This window comes from Tsukamurella paurometabola DSM 20162 (assembly GCF_000092225.1).
Taxonomy (GTDB): domain Bacteria; phylum Actinomycetota; class Actinomycetes; order Mycobacteriales; family Mycobacteriaceae; genus Tsukamurella; species Tsukamurella paurometabola.
Window position 1 is genome coordinate 4005160 of record NC_014158.1, and the last position, 20043, is coordinate 4025202.

Below are 20043 nucleotides of genomic sequence, written 5' to 3' on the forward strand. Positions count from 1 at the left end.
CCCCGGCGGGAGCTGCGACCGCTTACAGTCAATCACGATTTCGAACGGAGCGACAGCGGGCGGGTCGAATTCGCCTGCTGTTCACCCTCCGGCTGTCGAACCGTATCCCTTTCCTACCGGCGGGTAGAGTGATTCAAGTCCCGGAAAACGAACATTCCGAGGCTATCGGCAGAGCTTCAGCGTCGGGGGCAAACGCATTGGAACACAACACCTTCGGGCGCGAACTGCTGCATCGGATCCAAGCCGGAACAGGCCCCGCAGGCGATGGACTGACCCATGTGGCCGATATCCCCTCACGACGAGCCGAATTCGCGCAGTGGCCACAGTGGCTGCCGTCGAACATCCGGGACGGGTTCATCGAGTCGGGCGTCGAGCGGCCCTGGCGGCACCAGATCGAGGCCGCCGAGCACGCGCACGCCGGGCGACACGTGGTGATCTCCACAGGTACAGCGTCAGGAAAGTCGCTCGCCTATCAGCTTCCCGTACTCGCCGGCCTGGCTACGGACCCGCGCGCCACCGTGCTCTACCTCTCGCCCACCAAAGCTCTGGGCACCGATCAGCACGCCGCCGCGCTACGCCTGACGTCGATGTTCGACGGCCTGGGCGACGTCTCGCCCGCGATGTACGACGGTGACACCTCGCAGGAGATGCGCCGCTGGGCACGTTCGGATAGTCGTTGGGTGTTCACCAATCCGGATATGATCCACGTGGGAATGCTTCCGCGGCATGCCAAGTGGGCGCGCTTCCTCCGTGGCTTGAGATACGTGGTGGTGGACGAGTGTCACCACTATCGAGGTGTGTTCGGATCGCACACCGCGTTGGTGCTGCGCCGCCTGTTGCGGGTGGCGGCGAAATACGGCGCCGAACCGACGGTGATCTGTGCTTCGGCGACCACGTCCGATCCGGCTGGCGCAGCATCGCGGCTCATCGGCTCCGACTGCGTTGCCGTGGAGACCGATTCGTCGCCGCATGGACCGCGCACAGTGGTGTTGTGGGAGCCGCCACTGATCCCGGATCTGGAAGGCGAGAACGGCGCCCCGGTACGCCGGCAAGCGACCACCGAGGCGGCGCGGATGATGGCAGATCTGGTCGTGGAGGGCGCTCGGACGCTGGCTTTCGTCCGGTCCCGACGGTCCGCCGAGACCGTCGCACTCTCCACCCGGCGCATGCTCGCCGAGGCCACGCCGGAGCTGGCCTCTCGGGTGGCGGCGTATCGCGCGGGCTACCTCGCGGAGGACCGTCGTGCGCTGGAACGAGGCCTGAACGATGGTGAGCTGTTGGCGGTTGCGACCACGAACGCGCTGGAGCTGGGTGTCGATATCGCGGGCCTCGATGCCGTGCTCATGGCCGGATTCCCCGGTACGGTCGCCTCGTTCTGGCAGCAGGCCGGGCGCAGTGGACGACGCGGACAGGGGTCGCTGATCCTGCTGATCGCCCGCGACGATCCCCTGGACACCTACCTGGTGCACCACCCCGAGTCGCTGCTCGGGCGACCGGTGGAGGCCACCATCACCGATCCGTGGAACCCGTATGTGCTGGGGCCGCAGTTGCTCTGCGCCGCCGGCGAACTCCCGCTGACGCGCGAGGAGGTGACCGCGCTGGGTGCGGTCGACGTGGTCGGTCGCCTCACCGCCGACGGACTGCTGCGCGAGCGCCCCGCCGGGTACTTCCTGGCCGCCGGTATCGATCCCCATGCACGCGTGAATATCCGGGGCGGAGCGGGCAGCGAGGTGCTGATCGTGGAGGAGCTCACGGGCCGGCTGCTGGGAACGGTGGATTTCAATCGCGCGCTGTCGACGGTGTACGAGGGCGCCGTGCACGTGCACCAGGGTGAGTCGTACGTGGTGGACGAGCTCGACCTCGATGAGGGGTTGGCGATGGTGCACGCGGAGGAGCCCGAGTGGACGACCTCAGCACGCGAAGACTCCGATGTCCGGGTCACCGGCGTGCACCAGACCGAGGAGCTGGGCGCGGTGACGGCGCGGTTCGTCTCGGTCGAGGTGACCAGTCAGGTGGTCGGATACCTCCGCACGCTGCGCACCGGTGAGGTGCTCGATGCGGTGGAACTGGACCTGCCGGAGACGTCACTCGCCACCCAGGCGGCGTTGATCACGATCGAGCCGGATGCATTGCTCGCGGCGGGGCTCGCACCCGAGCACTGGCCGGGCGCGCTGCACGCTGCAGAGCACGCGGCGATCGGCCTGCTGCCGCTTGTCGCCTCGTGTGACCGGTGGGACATCGGCGGGCTCTCGACCGCGCAGCACGAGGACACCGGCCTGCCGTCGATCTTCGTCTACGACGGTTACCCCGGCGGGGCCGGATTCGCCGAACGCGGCTACGAGGCGATCGCCACCTGGCTCCTGGCCACCCGTGACGCGGTCGCGGCCTGCGAGTGCCCGGCAGGCTGTCCCTCCTGCGTGCAGTCTCCCAAGTGCGGCAACGGGAACGACCCGCTCGACAAGGCCGGCGCGATCGTCGTTCTCGACCTCGTCTTGGCCGCCCTCGCACAGGGCTGACGCTACTTCGGCGGCAGCGTGCGCGAATAGTCGACGGTGCGCCGGACCCACTCGGCCAGGTCGAGATCGGACGCGATCTCCTCGTCGTCGAGCACGAGCCAGCCACGCATCTCGCGGCCTGCCATGACTGCAAGGGAGACGTGTTCGCCGACGTACTCGTCGGCCACCTCGCGCGGCAGCCGGACCATGGCGCCGCCGTCGTTGCGGACGGCGACGCTCATGTGCCCGTCTGCGAGGAAGGCGAGGCCGCCGAACATCTTCTTCTCGGTGATCCCGGAAGCACCTTCGAGCACATCGCGGATCCGATCGGCCAGGCCCTCGTCGTACGCCATGAAATCAGTGTGCGCCGGGCAGGTCGCCGCTGCTAGGTTCCAGACGAATCGACATGAGGGGGACGCACATGACCTGGGAGGACGACCTCGAAGCCGCATGGGCGGCCGACCTCGGTGACGCCGAGCTGCGGGCGCGGATCGACCGCATAGTCAGCGATCCCTCGGTGCCCGCAGGCGTCGCCGCATTCGAGCGGGCCGGAGTCGAGGATTCGACCGGGCACCCCGATCGCGCCGTGCCCGGCTACCGCCGCGCGCTCGATGCTGGGCTCGATGACAGTCGTGCCCGGCAGGCGACGATCCAGCTCGCGAGCTCGCTGCGCAACCTCGGCGAGGCCGCAGACGGACTGGCATTGCTCAACGGTCTCGCTACCGACCGCGGCGACGGTCTCGACGGTGCGATCGCCGTCTTCCGGGCGCTGTGTCTTGCGGACCTGCAGCGCCCGAACGAGGCGATAGCGATGCTCATCGACTCGGTGGCCGAGGGCATGACACGATATCGTCGCTCCGCCCAGGCGTACGCCGACGAGCTACGCACCCGCTGATCATTGGGGCCCGGCCCGCGCCTGTACGACCGCTTCGCCGGCACCGAAGACGGCGAACGATACCGGCACCGTGACCCGGACGGTCACGTCGAACTCCTGCTCCACGGAGCAGGCGAGCAGCCGGCCCGCGTTCTCCGCTGCCAGTCGGGCCGCGGCGGCACACGCCGCTTCCGCATCGACGGCCGAGGCCGCACCCGCGAGCGCGGCGAGATCCGCAGCGGTCTGCGCCCGGTGCCGGGCGGAGACGGCGGCACCGATGTCGATGATCATCAGCGCCACCACCAGGATCGCGCTCACCATGACGGCACCGAGCACCGTTGCCACGCCGTCGTCCTCCCGAACGAGATTCCGGAGCCCGGTCACCTCGGCTCTCCCGGTTCCAGCATCGCGACGGCCGTCGCCGAGACCGTGAGCCCCGGCAACGCGGGCACCGGAGCCTCGACCCGGACGGTCACCGTGTCACCCGATCGTGAGACTGCGGAGCTCGCACCCGGCGGACCGACCTCCGCGATCGCCCGTGATGCCCGGTCGTCGTCGCCCCGCGCGGCGAGCCTGGCGGCCTCCCGGGCCGCATCCACACATCGCACCTGTGCGGTGACGCCGACGATCGCCCCGATGCTGACGATCAGCACCGTGACCAGGCTGGCGACGGCGAGCGCGGCCTCCACCGTGACCGCGCCCGTATCGCCCGCTAACCGGTGGAAGTGCCCAGCGCCTTCCCGATGATCGACGTGAGGCCGCTGACGATGTTGTCGCCGGTGACCACGGGGGTACTAGTAGGACTGTCCAACGCAATCAGCTCGTCCCATCCGGGACCAGCACCCTTGGAAGGTCCACAACATGACATACGACAACGACGACATCGTAACCACGACACAGCTTGTCGCCGCTCGCCCGTTTCTGAACGCGAACACCCTGAGGTGGTACCGCGCGAACGGCACCGGCCCTCACAGCTTCAAGGTGGGGAAACACGTGTACTACCGCCTAGGTGATGTCGACCGCTGGCTGAGCGAGCAGGAGACCGCGACCGGCCGAGGAGGCGCCGCATGAGCGAGCCGTACATCAGCAAGAGCCAATACCTCGCCATGTTCGCGCTACCCGAGCAGACCTCCGCCGAACTGATCTCGCGCGTCCAGGATGCGCTGGGGATCACCGTCCACGAACTTGGCGCCGCCGCGGCCGGGACGACGGTCGAGGAGTTCGCAGCGTTCTGGGAACACGCCCGGTGAGCCTCGATCCGATCGCGCTGAAAGCCGAATCCGAGAAGCTCGGCATCGACAACCTTGCGGAGCTGGCGACAGCCGCAGGGGTCAGCTTGGCGGATGCGGCGAGGTCGATCAGGCCCGGTGGGGTGCCGAACCTCTGGCTACTTCGGTGGCTGGTGAGCAACAACGTCGACATCCGCAGCATGTGGCGGCTCGACGAGTGAACGTCCCCTGCTGGGGAGAACAGAAACGCGTCGTGCCCGGTCTTGGCGGATAGGCACGACGCGCGACTTGATCAAGAAGGTTCTATGACGATGGTACATCGAGCCGGTCACGAAGAGGACCGGTGGAGCCGCGTGAAGCGGTTCATCAAGAAGACCCAGCCGTACGCAGGCGGGCACATTCCTGAGGCCGGCAGCCAGGCGTGGGCCGACCTCGACGACAACGACGACATCAAAATGCGCGCGATCGGCGTCGCGGCCGAGCGGTGGGTGCTCGAACAGGAACTGCAGGACATGCGCCGCGCCGAGGCGATGAAGGAAGCCAGCCGCGCAGTTCTCGACGGCTTGAAGACTGCGCGGCCCACAGGCGACTACCGAGACGACGCTTTCGGGGCGATCGACACTCGAGAAATGTCGGCACTGTTCCCGTACGGGGGCGCCGCATGACCGAGGAATTCTGGAACGAACGAGAATCCCTCCAGCGCATCCGCGACTACGCCCGCGAACGTCTCGCCGGCCCCTGGGCTGTGCTCGGCGTCGTCATGCTCCGCGCGATCGCCAACACCCCGCCCAACGTGGTTATCCCCGCGATGGTCGGCACACCCGCAAGCCTGAACCTCTTCGTCGGCTTCGTCGGCCCCTCAGGCCACGGCAAAGGCGTCTCCGACGGAGTAGGACGCCGATACTGGACTCCCGCAGCCGCAGTGCCGGAGTTCCCCGTCGGATCAGGTGAAGGGCTCGCGGCGGCGTTCCAGCCCGACGACGAAGGCACACCAGAACTTGAGGCGGCAATCTTCTCCACCAGCGAGGTAGACACGCTCAAGGCGCTCGGTGAGCGCAGCGGAACCACGCTGTTTCCGGCGCTGCGGCAGATCGCGATGGGCGAGCAGATCGGGCAGAAAAACGCGAAGGCTGAGACCACCCGCGTAGTGCGAGCCCAGACTTACCGCGCGTGCCTGTCCGTGGGGATTCAGCCCGAGCGGGCCGGCACCCTCCTGCAGGACGCAGGCGGCGGCACACCCCAGCGGTTCGTGTGGCTGCCAGTCAGCGACCCGCACGCACCCGACGAGGCGATCGACGACATCGAGCCCCTCATCCCCGAGGCACCCGGACAACTCGTCCCGGCACCCGGAGAAGACGTGTACGCGATCCCCTTCCCCGACGTCGCCCGCGCCGCGGTACGACAACACCGACTCCGCGTCCTACGCGAAGATCCCGACGTGGATCCGCTCGACGGTCACGCGCTACTGACCCGCTGCAAGGTGGCGGTCGCGCTCATGTTGATCGAGGGCCGCACCATCGTCTCCGACGACGACTGGCGTCTCGCAGGAGATGTACTCAAGAAGTCCAACTCGGTGCGGGCAGGTCTCATCGAGGCGACGGAGACGGCCGCGAGGATCGCCAACCGAGCCCGCGCCCTCGCTGCCGCCGAACGAGAGACCGTCATCGAGGATCGGCAGGTGCGTCGCGCAGCAGACGGCATCCTGCGGTACCTCCGCAACCACGACGGCCCGCAAGCGCGGTCGGCCGTCCGATGCTCCATCAAGTCCAACCTGCGTGTCGACTTCGACACCGCGCTCACCGTGCTCGTCGACGCGGGCGACATCGCCGTCCGCGACGACGGGCAGCACCAGAAGATCACCCTCACCGAGGGTGGACAGGTACTCCAACTCCCCGCCCAGGGGTGGACCGGTCCACCCCTGGTCCACCCCTAAAACCGCAGGTGAACGGGGTGGACCACTGGTCCAGGGGTCCAGGCCCAGGACGGGCAATAAATCAGACAAGTGCGGCATACGCCGCGTACAGAGAGAAGATCATGACCAACATCACCGAAGCACTCACCGACGCCGGCATCACGCCGAACTCGATGCCGAACACCGTCGACGAGACCGACCTGTTCGACGCCGACGCCACCCTCAAGCTCGCCCGCATCAACCTCCGCAGCCGCCTCACCCGGTTCTCCCAACGAGCACTCGAGCTGTCTGGTGAGGACGTCTTGTTCGTCGATCGCATGATCGAGCAGTGCCACATCGAGCTGGCCCGCCGCCGCCGAGCACGCAAGAACGCGCGCAAGGACACCAGTGGCTAGGCCCTGCCTACGATGCGGCACCCCGAGCACCACGACACGGTGCTCGGGGTGTTCTGCATCCACGACCAAGAAGCCGCGCTCCGTCGCACACGCCGGATCCGATAGCCGATGGCGGCGGATCTCCCTCAAAGCCCGAGAACAGCAGCCCTGGTGCCTCGACTGCGGCACAACCAGCGACCTCACGGCCGACCACATCCTGCCCGTGTCCGACTACCCGGAACTCGCGCACGAGATCGAGAACGTCACCGTCCGATGCCGCTCATGCAACAGCCGACGCCGCGACACGTACACGCCGACCGAAGCCCAGGACGTCCTCAAACGCCTTGAGAGCGCACACGAAAGAACACGTAAGGCGAAGTACCGCAGCATGATTCTAGTCGCTCAGAAGGCCGTTCAGACGGTCGGAACCAGGGGGGAGGCCCCGCCTAGCGGGTCTCAGCACCCCGTAGGCAAGGCGCGGGGCCCGTTACTCTCGACAGTCATTGTCGATAAGGCGTCATGAAGGCGGGTCCGAAGGCCGCTGTCGACACCTCTCCGTTGCCTTTTCGGCCGCGGTCGGAGGTGGAGTCGGAGCGGTTTCTTGCTTTCGCGGACAAGTTCTTGCGGGTGCCGAAGGGCACGGGTGCGAAGGGGAAGCTGCACCTGCGGGACTGGCAGGTCGACGTGGCGCGGGATGTTCTGGACTCCGGTGCCCGGACGGTGGGGATCATGTTCCCTCGCGGGCAGGGCAAGACCACCCTGAACGCGGCGATCGCCCTGTACAGGTTCTTCACCGGCGGGGAGGGCGCGAACGTGTGCGTGGTCGCGGTGGATGAGCGGCAGGCCGGTCTCGCGTTCTCTGCGGCCCGCCGCATGGTGGAGCTCAACGAGGAACTGTCGGCGCGCTGCCAGATCTTCAAGGACCGCCTGTATCTGCCGACCACGGACAGCGTGTTCCAGTGCCTGCCTGCGTCTCCGACGGCGTTGGAGGGCCTGGACTACGTGCTCGCCTTGGTCGACGAGGCCGGCGTGGTGAACCGCGATGTGTTCGAGGTGGTGCAGCTCGCGCAGGGCAAGCGTGAAAAGTCCGTGTTGGTGGCGATCGGGACGCCCGGCCCGAATCTGGACGACCAGGTGCTCTTGAGCCTCCGGGATTACCACCTTGAGCATCCCGACGATGCGTCGTTGCGGTGGCGGGAGTTCTCTGCGGCTGGTTTCGAGGATCACCCGGTGGACTGCACACACTGCTGGGAGCTGGCGAACCCGGCGCTGGACGATTTTCTTCACCGGGACGCCCTGGTGGCCCTACTTCCGCCGAAGACCCGTGAGAGCACCTTCAGGCGGGCGCGGTTGTGCCAGTTCGCGGCGGATACGGAGGGCTCGTTCCTTCCTGCTGGCGTCTGGGAGGGGTTGTCGACGGGTGAGCCGGTTCCGCTGGGGGCGGAAGTGGTGATCGCGCTCGATGGATCATTCTCGGACGACACGACCGCCCTGCTGTTGGGCACGGTGGCGGCGGCACCTCACTTCCATCCCTTGCGGGTGTGGGAGCGGCCTGCCGATAACGATGACTGGCGGGTGCCGGTCTTGGAGGTGGAGAACACGATCCGCCAGGCGTGCCGGGACTACCAGGTGGTGGAGATCATCGCGGACCCGTTCCGGTGGACCCGCACCCTGCAGGTTCTTGAGCAGGAGGGCTTGCCGGTGGTGGAGTTCCCGCATTCGCCTTCGCGGCTGACGGCGGCGACGACGGACCTCTATACGTCTGCGGTGAACGGCGAAATCTCCCACTCAGGCGCCGCCAAGCTCGCGGCTCACGTGGCGGCGGCTGTGGTGCAGGAAGATCCGCGTGGGCTGCGATTGGCGAAGCGGTCGCGGTCGCGTGCAGCTCGGAAGATCGACCTCGCGGCATGTCTGGTGATGGCACATTCGCGGGCGACGTGGCGGGCGGCACACAGGAAGAAACGCCGCACTGTCTCATTCTCAAACTAGAAGGATTTCAATGGATTTGACTACTGAACTGTTGCAGCGCATCGACGCGAACGCTGGGCAGCATTCGAGGCTCGACCGATATTACGAGGGGATGTCGCCACTGGCGTTCCTCTCCCCGGAGGCGGTGAAGGCGTTGGGTGATCGGCTGCGCAGGGTGTCGGTGAACGTTCCCCGGCTGCTGGTGGATTCGATGGCGGAGCGGCTGCGCGTCACCGGCATCAAGGGCGCTGACGTCTGGGATGACTGGCTGCGCAACGATCTGGATCAGGTGTCGCATGTGGCTCATCGTGAGGCGCTGATCTTGGGCTCGTCGTTCGCGATCGTCTGGGCTGGCGCGGATCGTCGGCCGCAGGTGTCGATCGAATCGGCCCGTCAGATGAGCATGATCGTCGATCCGGGTTCGCGGCGTCCGATCGCAGCTGCCAAGCGCTGGACCACGGCGACTACTACGGAGGCCACGATCTTCGAGGCCGAGCAGATCACCCGGTTGCGGGCGAACAACACCGGGGCCACCACGACGGGTTTCGAGGTCGTGGAGGTTCTGGATAACCCGCTGGGTGTGGTGCCGGTGGTGCGGTTCACGAACTCGGCGCGGTTGCTCGACGAGTGCGGCCGGTCGGAGATGGCGGATGTGCTCGATCTCTCTGATGCCGTCACGAAACTCACGACCGATCTGTTGATCGCCTCCGAGTTCGGTGCGCGTCCGCGGCGCTGGGCTACGGGTGTGGAGCTGGTGGAGGACGACGACGGCAACGTGCGAAACCCGTTCCCCGAAGGGGACCGGATGATGATCTCCGAGGCCGAAGGGGCGAAGTTCGGGCAGCTCGCCGGGGCGGATCTCGCCGGATACGAGAATGCCATAGGTGTTCTCATGCGCCAGATCTCAGCGGTGTCCGGGCTACCTGAACATCAGCTCGGGATCGGCGGCGACAACCCCCCGAGCGCGGACAGCATTCGGGCATCGGAGGCGGCGCTGACTGCCCGCGCGGAGGCCAAGCAGGCACAGTTCGGCCGCTCGTGGGAGCAGGTGGCCCGGCTGATCGTCGGGGTCCGTGACGGTGTTGATCCGCTGACGGTGGAGCCTCGGATCGAGTGGGCTGATGCCGCGACACGCTCGGAGGCTCAGGAGGCGGATGCCGTGACGAAGCTGTATGCGGCTGGCCTGCTGCCCGCGTCGTACGCGCTGAAGCGCCTCGGCTACTCCGATGGCGAGGTGGATGAGATTCACGCTGCCCGTGCTCGTGATGCGGTGGCGAATATCGACGCAAGCGCGGTCCTGGCGTGACCGAACGGGCGGTGATCGACGGGTTCGACTCGTGGCTTCAGCGCCTCGGGGAGAAGACCGCGCGTGCTGTCCTTGAGCTGCTTGAGGTGTACCGGGCCGGTCAGGTTGACGAGGCGGTGTTCGCGGAGGCTCTGGGGCAGATGGTGGCGGCGGTGAACTCGTCGGCGCGGGCCGCGGCCGATGTGGTTGCTGCCCGCGCGGTGGAGACCGTTCTTGGTGAGCGGGTCACCGCGACGGGTTCGGCGGCGGTGTCGGCTGTGGAGGATCACGGCCGGCTTGCTCGTGCCGCTGCCACGTTTGCCGGCATTCTCGCCGATGAGGACGTGGACGCCAGGTTGGAGCGGTTCGCTCGCGATGAACCCGCGCAGGCGGCACAGCAGCAAGTCGTGCACTCCTACAAGTCGCACGGGATCGACGGGTACACACGCGGCCTGAACGCCGGGGCCTGCGAACTCTGCGTGTGGCTGCGGAAGGAACATCTGCGGCCGGGCGGGTTCGTCTACCCGGCCAGCAAGCCGATGCACCGGCACACCGGGTGCCGGTGCACACCAATACCTACCAGGAAAGAGATTGACAATGACGAGTGAGAGCAACACCGAGGAGATCGTCGACCAGACCGACGAGAACACCGAGACCACGGAGGACACGTTCGACCGCGCCTACGTCGAGGATCTGCGCGCGGAGTCGGCAAAGTACCGCACCCGCGCCAAGGCTGCTGATGACCTCGCCCACCGACTGCACGCGGAGCTCGTGCGCGCGACTGGTGTACTCGCGGACCCCACGGATCTGGATTTCGACGAGGCTCACCTTGACGATCCGGAGTCGCTTACTGCAGCGCTCGAGGAGTTGGTGGAGAGGAAGCCGCACCTGCGGGCGCGGACGGTTGCCGGGGATGTTGGGCAGGGCCAGTCCGGCGGCGGCTCGGTGTCGCTGATCGACGTCCTGAAGGGGCGAGTGTGATCGTCGAACCGAACGTGACTGCCCTGGCGGTCGGCCACCTGCAGCGGGGGATGCTCCGTCACTTCAACGATGACGTGCCGGTGGCGGCGGAGCACGACACGGGCTCGTGGCGGTTCCTGTGGTGCTGGGCGTCGGGTGGCGGCCACGCGTCGGCGGCGCCGGGGGCACGCGTGGGCGGCTGGTGCTGGGTGCAGGCTGCGCGGCGGTTGAGCGGCCCGAACATGGCGGAGGATCCGTCGCGTAACGACGTCTTGTGCTGGGAGGCAGTGGTGGAGTGGCGGGTTCGCGTCGCTTAGTCCACCCGCCCGATAGACTGTACGTGTCACCCCCGTTGATAGACTGTTAGTAGAGGACGGGGCTTAATTAGTCCCGTTGGTACAATTGAGACGTGGCCCTGGTGGCCGACCCGCTCGAAGCCCAGGCGGCGCAAGAGCATTCCAGAAGATCAAATTTCGAACCCGACACCATCAGGTGCCGGGCTTTTTGTATGTCAAGGAGATTCATACATGGTCGCAACGACCGATAACAACCCGACGCTGCTGCAGGAGCAGGTGGCGTCCATTCTGGTCCAGCCGCTTGAGGCCGCTTCGGTGGTCCTGGCTTCTGGCCCGCAGATCTTTAATACTGCTTCGCCGCTGCGTATCCCGCGCCTGAAGTCGGGGGCGACGGTCGGCTGGGTAGGCGAGGGCGAGACCATCCCCGAGAGCGGTGTCGCGTTCGACGAGGTGAAGCTGATGCCGTCGGACCGCAAGAGCCTGAAGGTGATCACCTCGGTCACCAATGAGCTGGTCCGGCAGTCCGTGATCGGCATCGACGCGGTGCTCAAGTCGCGGATCGTCACTGACGTGGCTTCGGCTCTCGACGACGCTCTGCTGAACGGTGACGGTGCGGACGGCTCGATCACCGGCCTGACGCTGCAGTCGGGTGTGCAGAACGCGGCTCTCGACGTGACGAACGCCGACAGCCTGCTTGACGCGATCGGGCTCGCCCACGCGGCGGAGGTCACCCCGAACCGGTGGATGCTGAGCGGCGCGGACTTCATTGCGCTGCGCAAGATCAAGGACACCTCGGGAAAGTACATCCTTGAGGCTGACCTCACGGCCGGAGCCACCTACACCTTGTTCGGCATCCCCGTGGTGGTCACGAACAAGCTCGCAGCCGGTACCGCGCTCCTGCTGGACATGAACCAGGTCGCGGTTGCGCGGGACGTCGACCCGACGGTCACCGTCGACGCGTCCGGCGACTACTTCCGGACTGACTCGCAGGGCATCCGTGTTGTGACTCGCTACGACCTCGGTCTGCTGCATCCGGAGGGCGTCATCCGACTCTCGGCGAACGGCAGCTAGTCGTGGCCGCCGTGACTGGCGCGGCGGTCGCGGCGTTCCTCGGCCAGGGCGACGAGCAGACTGTCGCCCTGGCCGAGGAACACGCCCGGATCGTCACCGCGCAGGCGAGCGCGTACACGCGGGGCAAGGGCTTCGTGGACGGTGAGCCCAACGACGAGATCGCGTCGGTGATCGTCACCGCCGCGGCCCGGCTCGCGGCACACCCGGAGCAGATATTCACCAGCGTGGGGAACGTGAACCTGCGCGGCTCGACCGGCTGGACCGTGACCGAGAGGATCGTGCTCGACCGCTACAGGGAGAAAGCGCTGTGATCTACCGCGAGAAGATCACGGTGTACATCCGCGTGGAGGTCGGCAAAGACTCGATGGGCAACATCAAGTACGAGAATCGGCCGTTCCCGGCTCGTGCGAACGTGACTCCGCTCGGCGCGGAGCAGTGGGTGTCCTTAAGTTCATAGGTGCAGGCGAGCGCGATGGATTACGTTCGGCTGCAAGCCCGGGCAGATCGGGCGAGGCTAGTTAGGGTGTTGCCGGCCTTACGGTGCGGCTGGGCCGGATTGGCTACCCGATCTGTCTGGGTGTCCTCGGGCCGCTGATTGAGATCTGCGAAATCGATCGCTTGTTTAAGGACCTGCTGGCGAGGATGCCCATCGGGTCCACCTCACAGGGCTAACAAGCGAACAGGAGCGCAGATGGTGAAGAGCGAAAGTCGTTGGTGGGTAGGGGTAGATGTTGGCAAGGAGTTCCACTGGATGGCTGTCTGCGACGACGCCGGAAAGGTGATCTCCTCTCGTAAGGTTGCCAACGATGAGGTCTCGATCGCTGCGGCGATCACCGAAGTTGAATCTCGCGATGGCACCGTGTCGTGGACGGTGGACCTGACCACCACTTACGCGACCCTCCTGCTGACGATGCTCGCCGCAGCCGGGCATTCCGTGCGGTATCTGACTGGTCGCGCCGTCTGGCAGGCCTCGGCGATCTACCGAGGCGGCGAGGCAAAGAGCGACGCCAAAGATGCGAGGGTTATCGCAGACCAGGGGCGCATGCGGGGCGATGATCTTCCGCTGCTGCGCCCCAACGATGACCTGGTCACCGAGCTATCGATGCTCACCGCTCACCGTGAGGATCTGGTGGCCGACCGCACCCGCACGATCAATCGGCTGCGGCAGCAGCTGGTCGCCATCAGTCCTGCGCTGGAGCGGGCTGCACAGCCTTCCACCGATCGCGGGTGGATCGCGCTTTTGGCCCGCTACCAGCGGCCCCAGGCAATCCGCCGATCGGGGATCACACGGATCACCCGAGTCCTAGCCGATGCAGGGGTGCGGAACGCAGGTCCAATCGCCGAAGCCGCCGTCACCGCGGCTAAGGCGCAGTCGATTACCCTGCCCGGCGAGGCCATCGCCGCAGATCTGGTAGCCGAGCTTGCACAGGGGGTGATCGACCTCGATAAGCGGATCAAGGCGGCCGACGCCGCCATCGAGGAACGGTTTCGCCGCCATCCGCTCGCCGAAGCGATTGTGAGCCTGCCCGGCATGGGATTTCGCCTCGGCGCCGAATTTCTAGCCGCCGTCGGCGATACCTCACGGATTCTCTCCGCAGATCATCTCGCGTCGTGGGCCGGCCTCGCACCCGTCACGAAAGACTCTGGCAAACGGACCGGACGCTTATGCACGCCCCAGCGCTACCACCGCGGACTGCGCAGAGTGATGTATCTGTCAGCGGTGAGCGCTGCTCGCTGGGATCCCGCCGCCAAAGACTACTACCAGCGAAAACGCGCTCAGGGAAAGAAGCACGTCCCCGCGACTATTTGCCTGGCACGCCGCCGCGTCAACGTGCTCTACGCCCTCATCCGCGACAACCGAACCTGGCAGCCAGCCGCCCCGCAAATCACCGCGGCCGCCGCTTGACAGGATCATTGAGAATCCGGCCCGCAGGTCTTCACCGGCGTCCGATACCGCGTGATCATCGCGCCCGATCTCGACATCCCCGCCAAGGGCGGCCTGTCCATCGATTGGCGCGGCATCGAGAAAATCCAGTCCGACGGGGCAGTCGAGCGGCACTACGTAGGTGGCCGACTGCACCACTACGAACTGACATCAAAACTGATGAGCTAGAGGGGAATACATGACTGACCAGCTTGAGGAACTGATCCGGCAGGCCGCGAAGAAGCACGCGGCTCGCGCACCGCGGTTCACACCGGAGCAGTTGGCCGACCTGGCGACGCTGCTCGTGCCCGAGCGCCAGGACGACTACGCGCTCGTGGGCTGATCTTTCCACTCGATCTGGATGCGCTCGATCTTCGCGGCGGAGGTTTGGGCGCCGGATCCGACGGGCAGGATCGTCACTGTCAGGAGGCGGTCGATGATCTTGCCCTGCCGGTCCGGGCTGATGGACTCCCAGTAGTCCCGGAAGTCGTCGAACTGGTCGGCGTCTTCTAGTTGCTCTGGCACTGTGGCGGAGGCGAGTTCGCGTTCGATGGCAGTGAGTCGTTCCCGGAATCGCGCGGTCGACTTGCGGTAGCTGTCGCGGGTCATCTCGCCGTTGTCGAACATGTCGGTCCGCTCGTCAATCTTCGCGCTCACGTCAGCACGTTCAGCGGTGAGCGCGTCGACGTCGACTGCGGGGTAAGCGGATCGCCGGATGAGGTTCTGGACGCCCTGCTCATTGAACGCCGCGATGATCACATTGGAGACGACGGAATCGGCGAGGCTCTTCTGGATCGAGAGGTGGGGCTGGTCAACACACCGATAGGTCGGGGTCTTCAGCTTGAATACTCGCATCGATGCGCCGCACTTGCCGCAGAGGAAGATCCCCCGCCCCATGTGCTTTCGCTCGTAGGTGGTGGTGGTGCGGCGGCTCGGATCGGACAATAGGGATGTGACAGCTCGTAGCTGGTCCTCGGTGACGATGGCGGGCCATGCGGCGGGGCCGATGATGTTGCCGTCCATCTCGACGAGGCCGGCGTTCCGGGGGCGCTGCAGGACCTTACGGAGGTTGGTTGCTTGCCATGTGCCGCCGCGGGCGGTTCGTAGCCCTGCGTCGTTCCAGTTGCGTGAAATGCGTGTCAGGGAGGTTCCGGACAGGAGGTCGGTGCTTGCGGTGCGGATCGCGTCGGCTTCGTGGGGTTCGAGCTCCATTCCGCCGTCCTTGTAGCCGAAGGGGCGGGCGCCTCCACGGTATCGCCCTTCCGCTGCCGTCTGCTGTTTCGATCGCTTGATGCGTTCGCCCATCCGCGCCGTTTCCAGCTTGGCGAACACTGCGCTCATCTCCGCGACGGCGATGCCGGTCGCCGTGGACAGGTCCACCCGACCCGCTTTCACGGTATGAATCTGGATCTTGAGCTTGATACAGACCGACGTCAGGTCTACAAGATCATCGAGCTTCCGATACGCGCGATCGGGATGGTAGAACAGCAACCCGCCGACCGTGCCCGTGGCGAGGTGCTTGAGCATCGCCTGGAACTCGGGGCGGCGGCGGGCGGCGCTGGCTGAGGTGTTGTTCTCGCGGTACACCTTGATGACGTTCCAGCCGTGTTCGGCTGCCAGCGCCAGGCAATCTTGCTCTTGGCGATCGATTCCTGCAGCACCGTCTTCGCGGTCCTGCGAGATTCGGCAGTAAATCACGGCGTCCATTGGGATAGTCTAACTTGACAACCCGTGACCACGCCGTACAGCACCGCACCGAATGCCGCCGCCGCGATCGTCCCGATCGCGTACTCCACCGTGCTCATCCCCTCCTCCTGCATCATCAATTCGGTCATCCTGCACCGCAGACGAATCCACATTCCATTCCCCTTCCTGTGGGCTGCTACAGCAGCCCCTCACCGAGCACTGTGCCCGCGAGTCCCATCACCACCGGAACGATGCCCAGGCATACGAATGCCGGCAGGAAGCACAACCCCAGCGGTCCGGCGACCATGACGCCCGCACGCTCCCCGGCCGCTACCGCGCGGTCCTCGGCCTGCGCCCGCTCGGTGCGCGCGAGGTCGGCGAGTCCCACCGCGGGCGACGAACCTGCACGTGCGGAGCGTCGCAACATCCGGGTCAGTGCGATCACCTGGGCATCGTCGGATTCGGTGCGCCATGCCGTATCCGGATCCGACCCCAGGGCCAGCATCTCCGCCGCTCGACCGAGGACCGCGGCGAGCGCGGGAGCCGCAGTGGAAGCCACGGCACGCGCCGCATCGGCCGTGGGCATCCCGGCGCGCAAGCACACGGCGAACAGGTCGTAGGCCGCTGCCCCCTCGAACGGATCCGGTTTCGGCGCACGCCGCGGAATCCGTGGGAGACGCTTTCCTCCAACGGTTTCCGCATGCACGCGTGAACGCGCGGCGACGGGCATGACGAGCAGCGCTCCGGCCAGCAGGCTCAGCGCCGCTGCGAGCGGTCCGTAGCCGTTCACTGTCCGGCTCTGTCGGTCTGATCGAGGCCTGCGGCACCGTCGGCGATGGACCGCGACCAGAGCAACCCGGCACAGGTCAGGCACACGCCCACCACCAACAGAACTCCACCGGCGCCGGTGCTGAGCAGCGTGCCCAACGGATCGGCCCCGATCAACTGCCCCATGGCCACACCGAGTACCGGAAGGGCGGCGAGCACTTGGGCCGTGGCGCGTGCCCCGGCCAACGCCGAATGCGCCCGGCGTTCATACCGTTCCCGCGCCCGCAGGTCTTCCCTGACGGAGGCCAGGAGCTCCCCCATGCCTATCCCGTGCCGCGTGCCGGTCTCCCAGGCCGCTGCGAGCCGCTCCCAGGCCGTACTCTCCGAAGCGTGCAGGCGGAGGCCCGCGGCGACGTCACCGCCGAGCTCGGCGCGACCAGCCATCTCAGCGAAAACACTCCGCACGTGCGAGTCCTCGGCGTCGCGGCCCGCGGTAGCGCAGGCGGCGGCGGGATGCGCCCCCACGGAGAGCTCTGCCACCATGGCATCGACACCCGCCAGGATCGCGCTCAGCCGGTCCGTCCGCGCCCGGCGTGCTGACGACCGGGACCACAGCTCGCGCCCCGTTCCCATCAGGAGAGCGCCAGCCAGAGCCTGCCCCGGACCGACCAGGAGCGCACCGGCCGGCACCGCCAGGGCGAGCCAGCCCCACCGCCACGTCCGCGCGGCACGCTCCCTCCGGTGCGCCGCCCGTAACCGGGCAGCGGCGCCCGCCCCTGCGGGCCACACCAGTGCGGCGATGGCGAGGAGGGCCACGGCGCCGGTCACCGCACGCCCCGTTCATCGAGGAGACCCCGTAGTTCCCCTGCGGCATCGCCGAATCCGCCGTCGCGCTCCCATGCCGGCCGCACCCGGACGTAGCCGTCGGCCCCGCGCTCGACCATCCCGATGCTGCGCAGTCCGCGCCGTCCGGACGGCCACCGGTGCACGGCGAAGACCACCTGGAATGCCGCCGCGAGCTGCGCGTGCAGCGCTTCACGCCCCAGACCGCCCAGCGCCGCCAATGCTTCGAGGCGCGCCGGGACCTCCCGCGGTGAATTGGCGTGCACCGTGCCGGCGCCGCCGTCATGCCCGGTGTTGAGCGCCGTCAGCAGGTCGACGACCTCGGCGCCCCGGACCTCCCCGACCACGATCCGATCGGGCCGCATCCGCAGCGACTGACGGACCAGATCGCGCACGGTGACCTCGCCGACGCCCTCCACGTTGGCGCCGCGCGCGATCAGTGAAATCACATGCGGGTGCACCGGATCCAGCTCGTGCGCGTCCTCGACACAGAGCACACGCTCGCCGGTGGCCACCTCACCGAGAAGCCCGTTGAGCAGGGTGGTCTTCCCGCTGCCGGTACCGCCGACCACCAGGAAGGCCAGCCGCGCCGCCACCACCGCCCGCACCAGCGGTGCGACCTCATCGGGCACCGCACCCGCGGCGATCAATGCGTCGAGGCTCTGCGTGGCCGGGCGCAGTACCCGCAGTGAGATGCAGGTGCCACCGTGAGCGAGCGGCGGCAGCACCGCATGCAGCCGGATTCCGCTGCCCGCGCGGCCGCCCGGACCCGAGGGAAGGTGCCCGTCGACCCAGGGCTGCGCATCGTCGATCCGGCGTCCCGCCGCGAGCGCGAGCCGCGCCGCGAGGCGGCGCACCGCATCGTCGTCCTCGAACACCACGTCGGTGAGTTCGAGCCCCGCCCCGCGGTCGATCCATACCCGGCCGGGGCCGGCGACCAGGACATCGGCCACCGATGGATCGGCCAGCAATGGTTCCAGCCGCCCCGCGCCCACCAATTCGGTCTCCAGATACGCCAGGCCGTCCAGCAGTTCGGTATCGCCCAGAACACCACCGCATTCGGCGCGCAGAGCCGCCGCCATGACGTCCGGGGTGAGCACGGTCGCGGTATGGGCGAGCCGTTCGCGCACGCGCGCCAGCAGATCGCCGCTCATGGCGCTCATGCCGCACTCCGGCGGACGCCGTCGAGCACCCGGCCGGCCGCTGCCGCGAGCGGCGAGCCCTTCCGCAGCCGCAGGCCATTGCCATCGAGCTGGGCGTCGAGGCCTGGCTGCGGCCGCATCGACGTGAGCAGCGGCAGTCCGACCGCGCGTTCGACGTCCCGCGCCGACAGTCCGCCGGGCGACGGCCCGCGGACCACCAACCGGGCGGAACGGGCCCGGCGGAGCACCCCGTCGGACAACGACCGGGCCGCCGCGCATCCGCGCACCGTGGCCGCGCACACGAGGAGCACCACATCGGCGACGTCGAGACAGGCCGTGACAGCCGGGTCGGCACGCCGCGGCAGGTCGACGACGGTGATCCCCACGCTGCGCCGTCCGGCATCGAGCACCGCGAGCAGCGCCTCCGACGGGATCTCCGGCGCCGTCGCTCCGCTCGCGGAGAGCACGGCCACGGCGTCGGCACGGCCCGGCAGAGCTGCGACCAGCGCCTCCGACGGCAGATGTCCGCCGCGCAACGCGAGATCACCCCAACGCAAGCCCGGGAGATCGGCGCATCCGAGCAACAGATCGATGCCGCCGCCCCACGGGTCCGCATCCACGGCGAGCGCCGTGATTCCGCGGCCCGGGGCCGCAACCGCCACGGCAGCGGCCAGAACCGACGCCCCGGCCCCGCCGTGCCCACCGAGCACGGCGACCACCCGGGACCGCGCACCATCATCGGGTTCGCGGGCCGCGAGGAACCGGGCCAGCTCGCGAACCTGCTCGGGCAGTTCGAAGACCTGCGACGCACCGACGTCGACGGCGGCGCTGAGTTCGGGAAGCCCGGCACGCGTGGCGACCAGGGCCACGCCCTCCCGTCGCGGCAAGCCGCCGGCACGAGCGGCGTCGGCCATCACTCGCGCCGACTCCAGATCGAGCACCAGGCCACTGGCGCTGGCCCAGGCCGCGCGGGGCTGCCCCCGGTCGACGTCGGTGACGGTGCGTGCCGCGGCCGCAGCGGCGCGCCGTACATCGTCGGCCAGCACACCGTCGGCCACGGCCATTCCGATCTCGATTCCCCGCATGGGCCCAGCCTCACCCCGCGGGCCGTCGCGAACTCGGCGACGATGCCCTACCTGTGGATGAACGGACGCCTCCGCAGAAACCTGTGGAGGAATCCGGGGTCATCGCTTGCGGCGCGTGCGCCGCCGTGGCA

General features: G+C 67.6%; 28 protein-coding genes. 19 read left to right on the forward strand and 9 right to left on the reverse strand.

Translation table 11 applies throughout. The features are described 5' to 3' along the window. Positions 1–197 precede the first annotated feature (197 nt). A complete protein-coding gene (locus TPAU_RS19405; protein ID WP_041944508.1) occupies positions 198–2516 on the forward strand; it encodes a DEAD/DEAH box helicase in 2319 nt (772 codons plus the stop codon). Positions 2517–2518: 2 nt separating this feature from the next. Here the strand turns inward: TPAU_RS19405 and TPAU_RS19410 are convergent, their stop codons facing one another. Next, a complete protein-coding gene (locus TPAU_RS19410; RefSeq protein ID WP_013128451.1) occupies positions 2519–2848 on the reverse strand; it encodes a TfoX/Sxy family protein in 330 nt (109 codons plus the stop codon). Between the two features lie 68 nt (positions 2849–2916). Between TPAU_RS19410 and TPAU_RS19415 the strand changes: the two genes are divergently transcribed. After that, complete coding sequence (locus tag TPAU_RS19415; protein WP_013128452.1) at positions 2917–3390, forward strand: tetratricopeptide repeat protein; 474 nt, start codon at positions 2917–2919, stop codon at positions 3388–3390. On the opposite strand, the gene TPAU_RS19420 is transcribed toward TPAU_RS19415, so the two are convergent. Together TPAU_RS19420 and TPAU_RS19425 are read right to left on the reverse strand one after the other, a co-directional pair. Further along, on the reverse strand, positions 3391–3753 hold the full coding sequence (locus TPAU_RS19420) for an Rv3654c family TadE-like protein (protein WP_013128453.1): 363 nt from the start codon (positions 3751–3753) through the stop codon (positions 3391–3393). Further along, positions 3750–4058, reverse strand: coding sequence for a TadE family type IV pilus minor pilin (locus tag TPAU_RS19425; RefSeq protein WP_013128454.1), 309 nt, complete (start codon positions 4056–4058; stop codon positions 3750–3752). The genes TPAU_RS19420 and TPAU_RS19425 overlap by 4 nt, the downstream gene beginning before the upstream one ends. 172 nt (positions 4059–4230) lie before the next feature. Between TPAU_RS19425 and TPAU_RS19430 the strand changes: the two genes are divergently transcribed. The 17 genes from TPAU_RS19430 to TPAU_RS23260 all read left to right on the forward strand — a co-directional run bounded on the left by TPAU_RS19430 (position 4231) and on the right by TPAU_RS23260 (position 14731). Next, positions 4231–4440: a helix-turn-helix transcriptional regulator gene (locus TPAU_RS19430; protein WP_013128455.1), complete on the forward strand. Its 210-nt coding sequence runs from the start codon at positions 4231–4233 to the stop codon at positions 4438–4440. Beyond that, positions 4437–4619, forward strand: a complete 183-nt coding sequence (locus TPAU_RS19435) for a hypothetical protein (RefSeq protein ID WP_013128456.1) — start codon at positions 4437–4439, stop codon at positions 4617–4619. Before TPAU_RS19430 ends, TPAU_RS19435 begins: the two co-directional genes overlap by 4 nt. Then, on the forward strand, positions 4616–4819 hold the full coding sequence (locus TPAU_RS19440) for a hypothetical protein (protein WP_013128457.1): 204 nt from the start codon (positions 4616–4618) through the stop codon (positions 4817–4819). The genes TPAU_RS19435 and TPAU_RS19440 overlap by 4 nt, the downstream gene beginning before the upstream one ends. 84 nt (positions 4820–4903) lie before the next feature. Next, a complete protein-coding gene (locus tag TPAU_RS19445; RefSeq protein WP_013128458.1) occupies positions 4904–5263 on the forward strand; it encodes a DUF2742 domain-containing protein in 360 nt (119 codons plus the stop codon). After that, positions 5260–6531, forward strand: a complete 1272-nt coding sequence (locus tag TPAU_RS19450) for a hypothetical protein (protein WP_013128459.1) — start codon at positions 5260–5262, stop codon at positions 6529–6531. Before TPAU_RS19445 ends, TPAU_RS19450 begins: the two co-directional genes overlap by 4 nt. 101 nt (positions 6532–6632) lie before the next feature. Further along, positions 6633–6905, forward strand: a complete 273-nt coding sequence (locus TPAU_RS19455) for a hypothetical protein (RefSeq protein ID WP_013128460.1) — start codon at positions 6633–6635, stop codon at positions 6903–6905. Then, on the forward strand, positions 6898–7407 hold the full coding sequence (locus tag TPAU_RS23750; protein WP_083773895.1) for an HNH endonuclease: 510 nt from the start codon (positions 6898–6900) through the stop codon (positions 7405–7407). Before TPAU_RS19455 ends, TPAU_RS23750 begins: the two co-directional genes overlap by 8 nt. Next, positions 7404–8873 (forward strand): terminase large subunit domain-containing protein, encoded by a 1470-nt coding sequence (locus TPAU_RS19465; protein ID WP_013128461.1) that lies wholly within the window; start codon positions 7404–7406, stop codon positions 8871–8873. Before TPAU_RS23750 ends, TPAU_RS19465 begins: the two co-directional genes overlap by 4 nt. Positions 8874–8883: 10 nt before the next feature. Further along, positions 8884–10158 carry a phage portal protein gene (locus TPAU_RS19470; protein WP_013128462.1) on the forward strand — a complete coding sequence of 425 codons (1275 nt, stop codon included), beginning with the start codon at positions 8884–8886 and terminating at the stop codon, positions 10156–10158. Next, complete coding sequence (locus tag TPAU_RS19475; protein WP_013128463.1) at positions 10155–10745, forward strand: VG15 protein; 591 nt, start codon at positions 10155–10157, stop codon at positions 10743–10745. Before TPAU_RS19470 ends, TPAU_RS19475 begins: the two co-directional genes overlap by 4 nt. Beyond that, a complete protein-coding gene (locus TPAU_RS19480; RefSeq protein WP_013128464.1) occupies positions 10735–11118 on the forward strand; it encodes a hypothetical protein in 384 nt (127 codons plus the stop codon). The genes TPAU_RS19475 and TPAU_RS19480 overlap by 11 nt, the downstream gene beginning before the upstream one ends. 14 nt (positions 11119–11132) lie before the next feature. Then, the gene (locus tag TPAU_RS19485; RefSeq protein ID WP_147291117.1) at positions 11133–11414 is read left to right on the forward strand and encodes a hypothetical protein; all 282 of its coding nucleotides are present in this window, start codon (positions 11133–11135) and stop codon (positions 11412–11414) included. A gap of 210 nt (positions 11415–11624) precedes the next feature. Continuing rightward, a complete protein-coding gene (locus tag TPAU_RS19490; protein WP_013128466.1) occupies positions 11625–12464 on the forward strand; it encodes a phage major capsid protein in 840 nt (279 codons plus the stop codon). Positions 12465–12466: 2 nt separating this feature from the next. Beyond that, entirely contained in the window at positions 12467–12775 is a 309-nt protein-coding gene (locus TPAU_RS19495; protein WP_013128467.1) for a hypothetical protein, read from the forward strand. Positions 12776–13155: 380 nt separating this feature from the next. Beyond that, positions 13156–14370, forward strand: a complete 1215-nt coding sequence (locus TPAU_RS19500) for an IS110 family RNA-guided transposase (RefSeq protein WP_013125570.1) — start codon at positions 13156–13158, stop codon at positions 14368–14370. A gap of 51 nt (positions 14371–14421) precedes the next feature. Then, the gene (locus TPAU_RS23255) at positions 14422–14577 is read left to right on the forward strand and encodes a hypothetical protein (RefSeq protein ID WP_013128469.1); all 156 of its coding nucleotides are present in this window, start codon (positions 14422–14424) and stop codon (positions 14575–14577) included. Between the two features lie 10 nt (positions 14578–14587). Beyond that, positions 14588–14731, forward strand: a complete 144-nt coding sequence (locus tag TPAU_RS23260; RefSeq protein WP_013128470.1) for a hypothetical protein — start codon at positions 14588–14590, stop codon at positions 14729–14731. Here the strand turns inward: TPAU_RS23260 and TPAU_RS19505 are convergent. The 6 genes from TPAU_RS19505 to ssd are packed head-to-tail and all read right to left on the reverse strand — an operon-like array spanning position 14713 to position 19912. Next, positions 14713–16095 carry a recombinase family protein gene (locus TPAU_RS19505; protein ID WP_013128471.1) on the reverse strand — a complete coding sequence of 461 codons (1383 nt, stop codon included), beginning with the start codon at positions 16093–16095 and terminating at the stop codon, positions 14713–14715. The two genes, TPAU_RS23260 and TPAU_RS19505, sit on opposite strands and share 19 nt — an antisense overlap. Further along, positions 16083–16247: a DUF4244 domain-containing protein gene (locus TPAU_RS22555; protein WP_013128472.1), complete on the reverse strand. Its 165-nt coding sequence runs from the start codon at positions 16245–16247 to the stop codon at positions 16083–16085. Before TPAU_RS22555 ends, TPAU_RS19505 begins: the two co-directional genes overlap by 13 nt. A gap of 23 nt (positions 16248–16270) precedes the next feature. After that, a complete protein-coding gene (locus TPAU_RS19510) occupies positions 16271–16864 on the reverse strand; it encodes a type II secretion system F family protein (RefSeq protein ID WP_013128473.1) in 594 nt (197 codons plus the stop codon). Next, positions 16861–17670, reverse strand: coding sequence for a type II secretion system F family protein (locus TPAU_RS19515; RefSeq protein WP_013128474.1), 810 nt, complete (start codon positions 17668–17670; stop codon positions 16861–16863). Before TPAU_RS19515 ends, TPAU_RS19510 begins: the two co-directional genes overlap by 4 nt. Then, positions 17667–18848: a TadA family conjugal transfer-associated ATPase gene (locus TPAU_RS19520; protein WP_013128475.1), complete on the reverse strand. Its 1182-nt coding sequence runs from the start codon at positions 18846–18848 to the stop codon at positions 17667–17669. Before TPAU_RS19520 ends, TPAU_RS19515 begins: the two co-directional genes overlap by 4 nt. Then, positions 18845–19912 carry a septum site-determining protein Ssd gene (gene ssd, locus TPAU_RS19525; RefSeq protein ID WP_013128476.1) on the reverse strand — a complete coding sequence of 356 codons (1068 nt, stop codon included), beginning with the start codon at positions 19910–19912 and terminating at the stop codon, positions 18845–18847. Before ssd ends, TPAU_RS19520 begins: the two co-directional genes overlap by 4 nt. Positions 19913–20043: the final 131 nt, after the last annotated feature.

Excerpts from the sequence above, each read along its gene's own strand:
- TPAU_RS23260 (WP_013128470.1), top strand. The coding sequence starts at position 14,588 with ATGACTGACCAGCTTGAGGAACTGATCCGGCAGGCCGCGAAGAAGCAC.
- TPAU_RS19505 (WP_013128471.1), bottom strand. The coding sequence starts at position 16,095 with ATGGACGCCGTGATTTACTGCCGAATCTCGCAGGACCGCGAAGACGGT.
- TPAU_RS19430 (WP_013128455.1), top strand. The coding sequence starts at position 4,231 with ATGACATACGACAACGACGACATCGTAACCACGACACAGCTTGTCGCC.
- TPAU_RS19455 (WP_013128460.1), top strand. The coding sequence starts at position 6,633 with ATGACCAACATCACCGAAGCACTCACCGACGCCGGCATCACGCCGAAC.
- TPAU_RS19410 (WP_013128451.1), bottom strand. The coding sequence starts at position 2,848 with ATGGCGTACGACGAGGGCCTGGCCGATCGGATCCGCGATGTGCTCGAA.
- TPAU_RS19490 (WP_013128466.1), top strand. The coding sequence starts at position 11,625 with ATGGTCGCAACGACCGATAACAACCCGACGCTGCTGCAGGAGCAGGTG.
- TPAU_RS19470 (WP_013128462.1), top strand. The coding sequence starts at position 8,884 with ATGGATTTGACTACTGAACTGTTGCAGCGCATCGACGCGAACGCTGGG.
- TPAU_RS19465 (WP_013128461.1), top strand. The coding sequence starts at position 7,404 with ATGAAGGCGGGTCCGAAGGCCGCTGTCGACACCTCTCCGTTGCCTTTT.
- TPAU_RS19480 (WP_013128464.1), top strand. The coding sequence starts at position 10,735 with ATGACGAGTGAGAGCAACACCGAGGAGATCGTCGACCAGACCGACGAG.
- TPAU_RS19445 (WP_013128458.1), top strand. The coding sequence starts at position 4,904 with ATGACGATGGTACATCGAGCCGGTCACGAAGAGGACCGGTGGAGCCGC.
- TPAU_RS22555 (WP_013128472.1), bottom strand. The coding sequence starts at position 16,247 with ATGTGGATTCGTCTGCGGTGCAGGATGACCGAATTGATGATGCAGGAG.
- TPAU_RS19500 (WP_013125570.1), top strand. The coding sequence starts at position 13,156 with ATGGTGAAGAGCGAAAGTCGTTGGTGGGTAGGGGTAGATGTTGGCAAG.
- TPAU_RS19415 (WP_013128452.1), top strand. The coding sequence starts at position 2,917 with ATGACCTGGGAGGACGACCTCGAAGCCGCATGGGCGGCCGACCTCGGT.
- TPAU_RS19520 (WP_013128475.1), bottom strand. The coding sequence starts at position 18,848 with ATGAGCGCCATGAGCGGCGATCTGCTGGCGCGCGTGCGCGAACGGCTC.
- ssd (WP_013128476.1), bottom strand. The coding sequence starts at position 19,912 with ATGCGGGGAATCGAGATCGGAATGGCCGTGGCCGACGGTGTGCTGGCC.
- TPAU_RS19435 (WP_013128456.1), top strand. The coding sequence starts at position 4,437 with ATGAGCGAGCCGTACATCAGCAAGAGCCAATACCTCGCCATGTTCGCG.
- TPAU_RS19450 (WP_013128459.1), top strand. The coding sequence starts at position 5,260 with ATGACCGAGGAATTCTGGAACGAACGAGAATCCCTCCAGCGCATCCGC.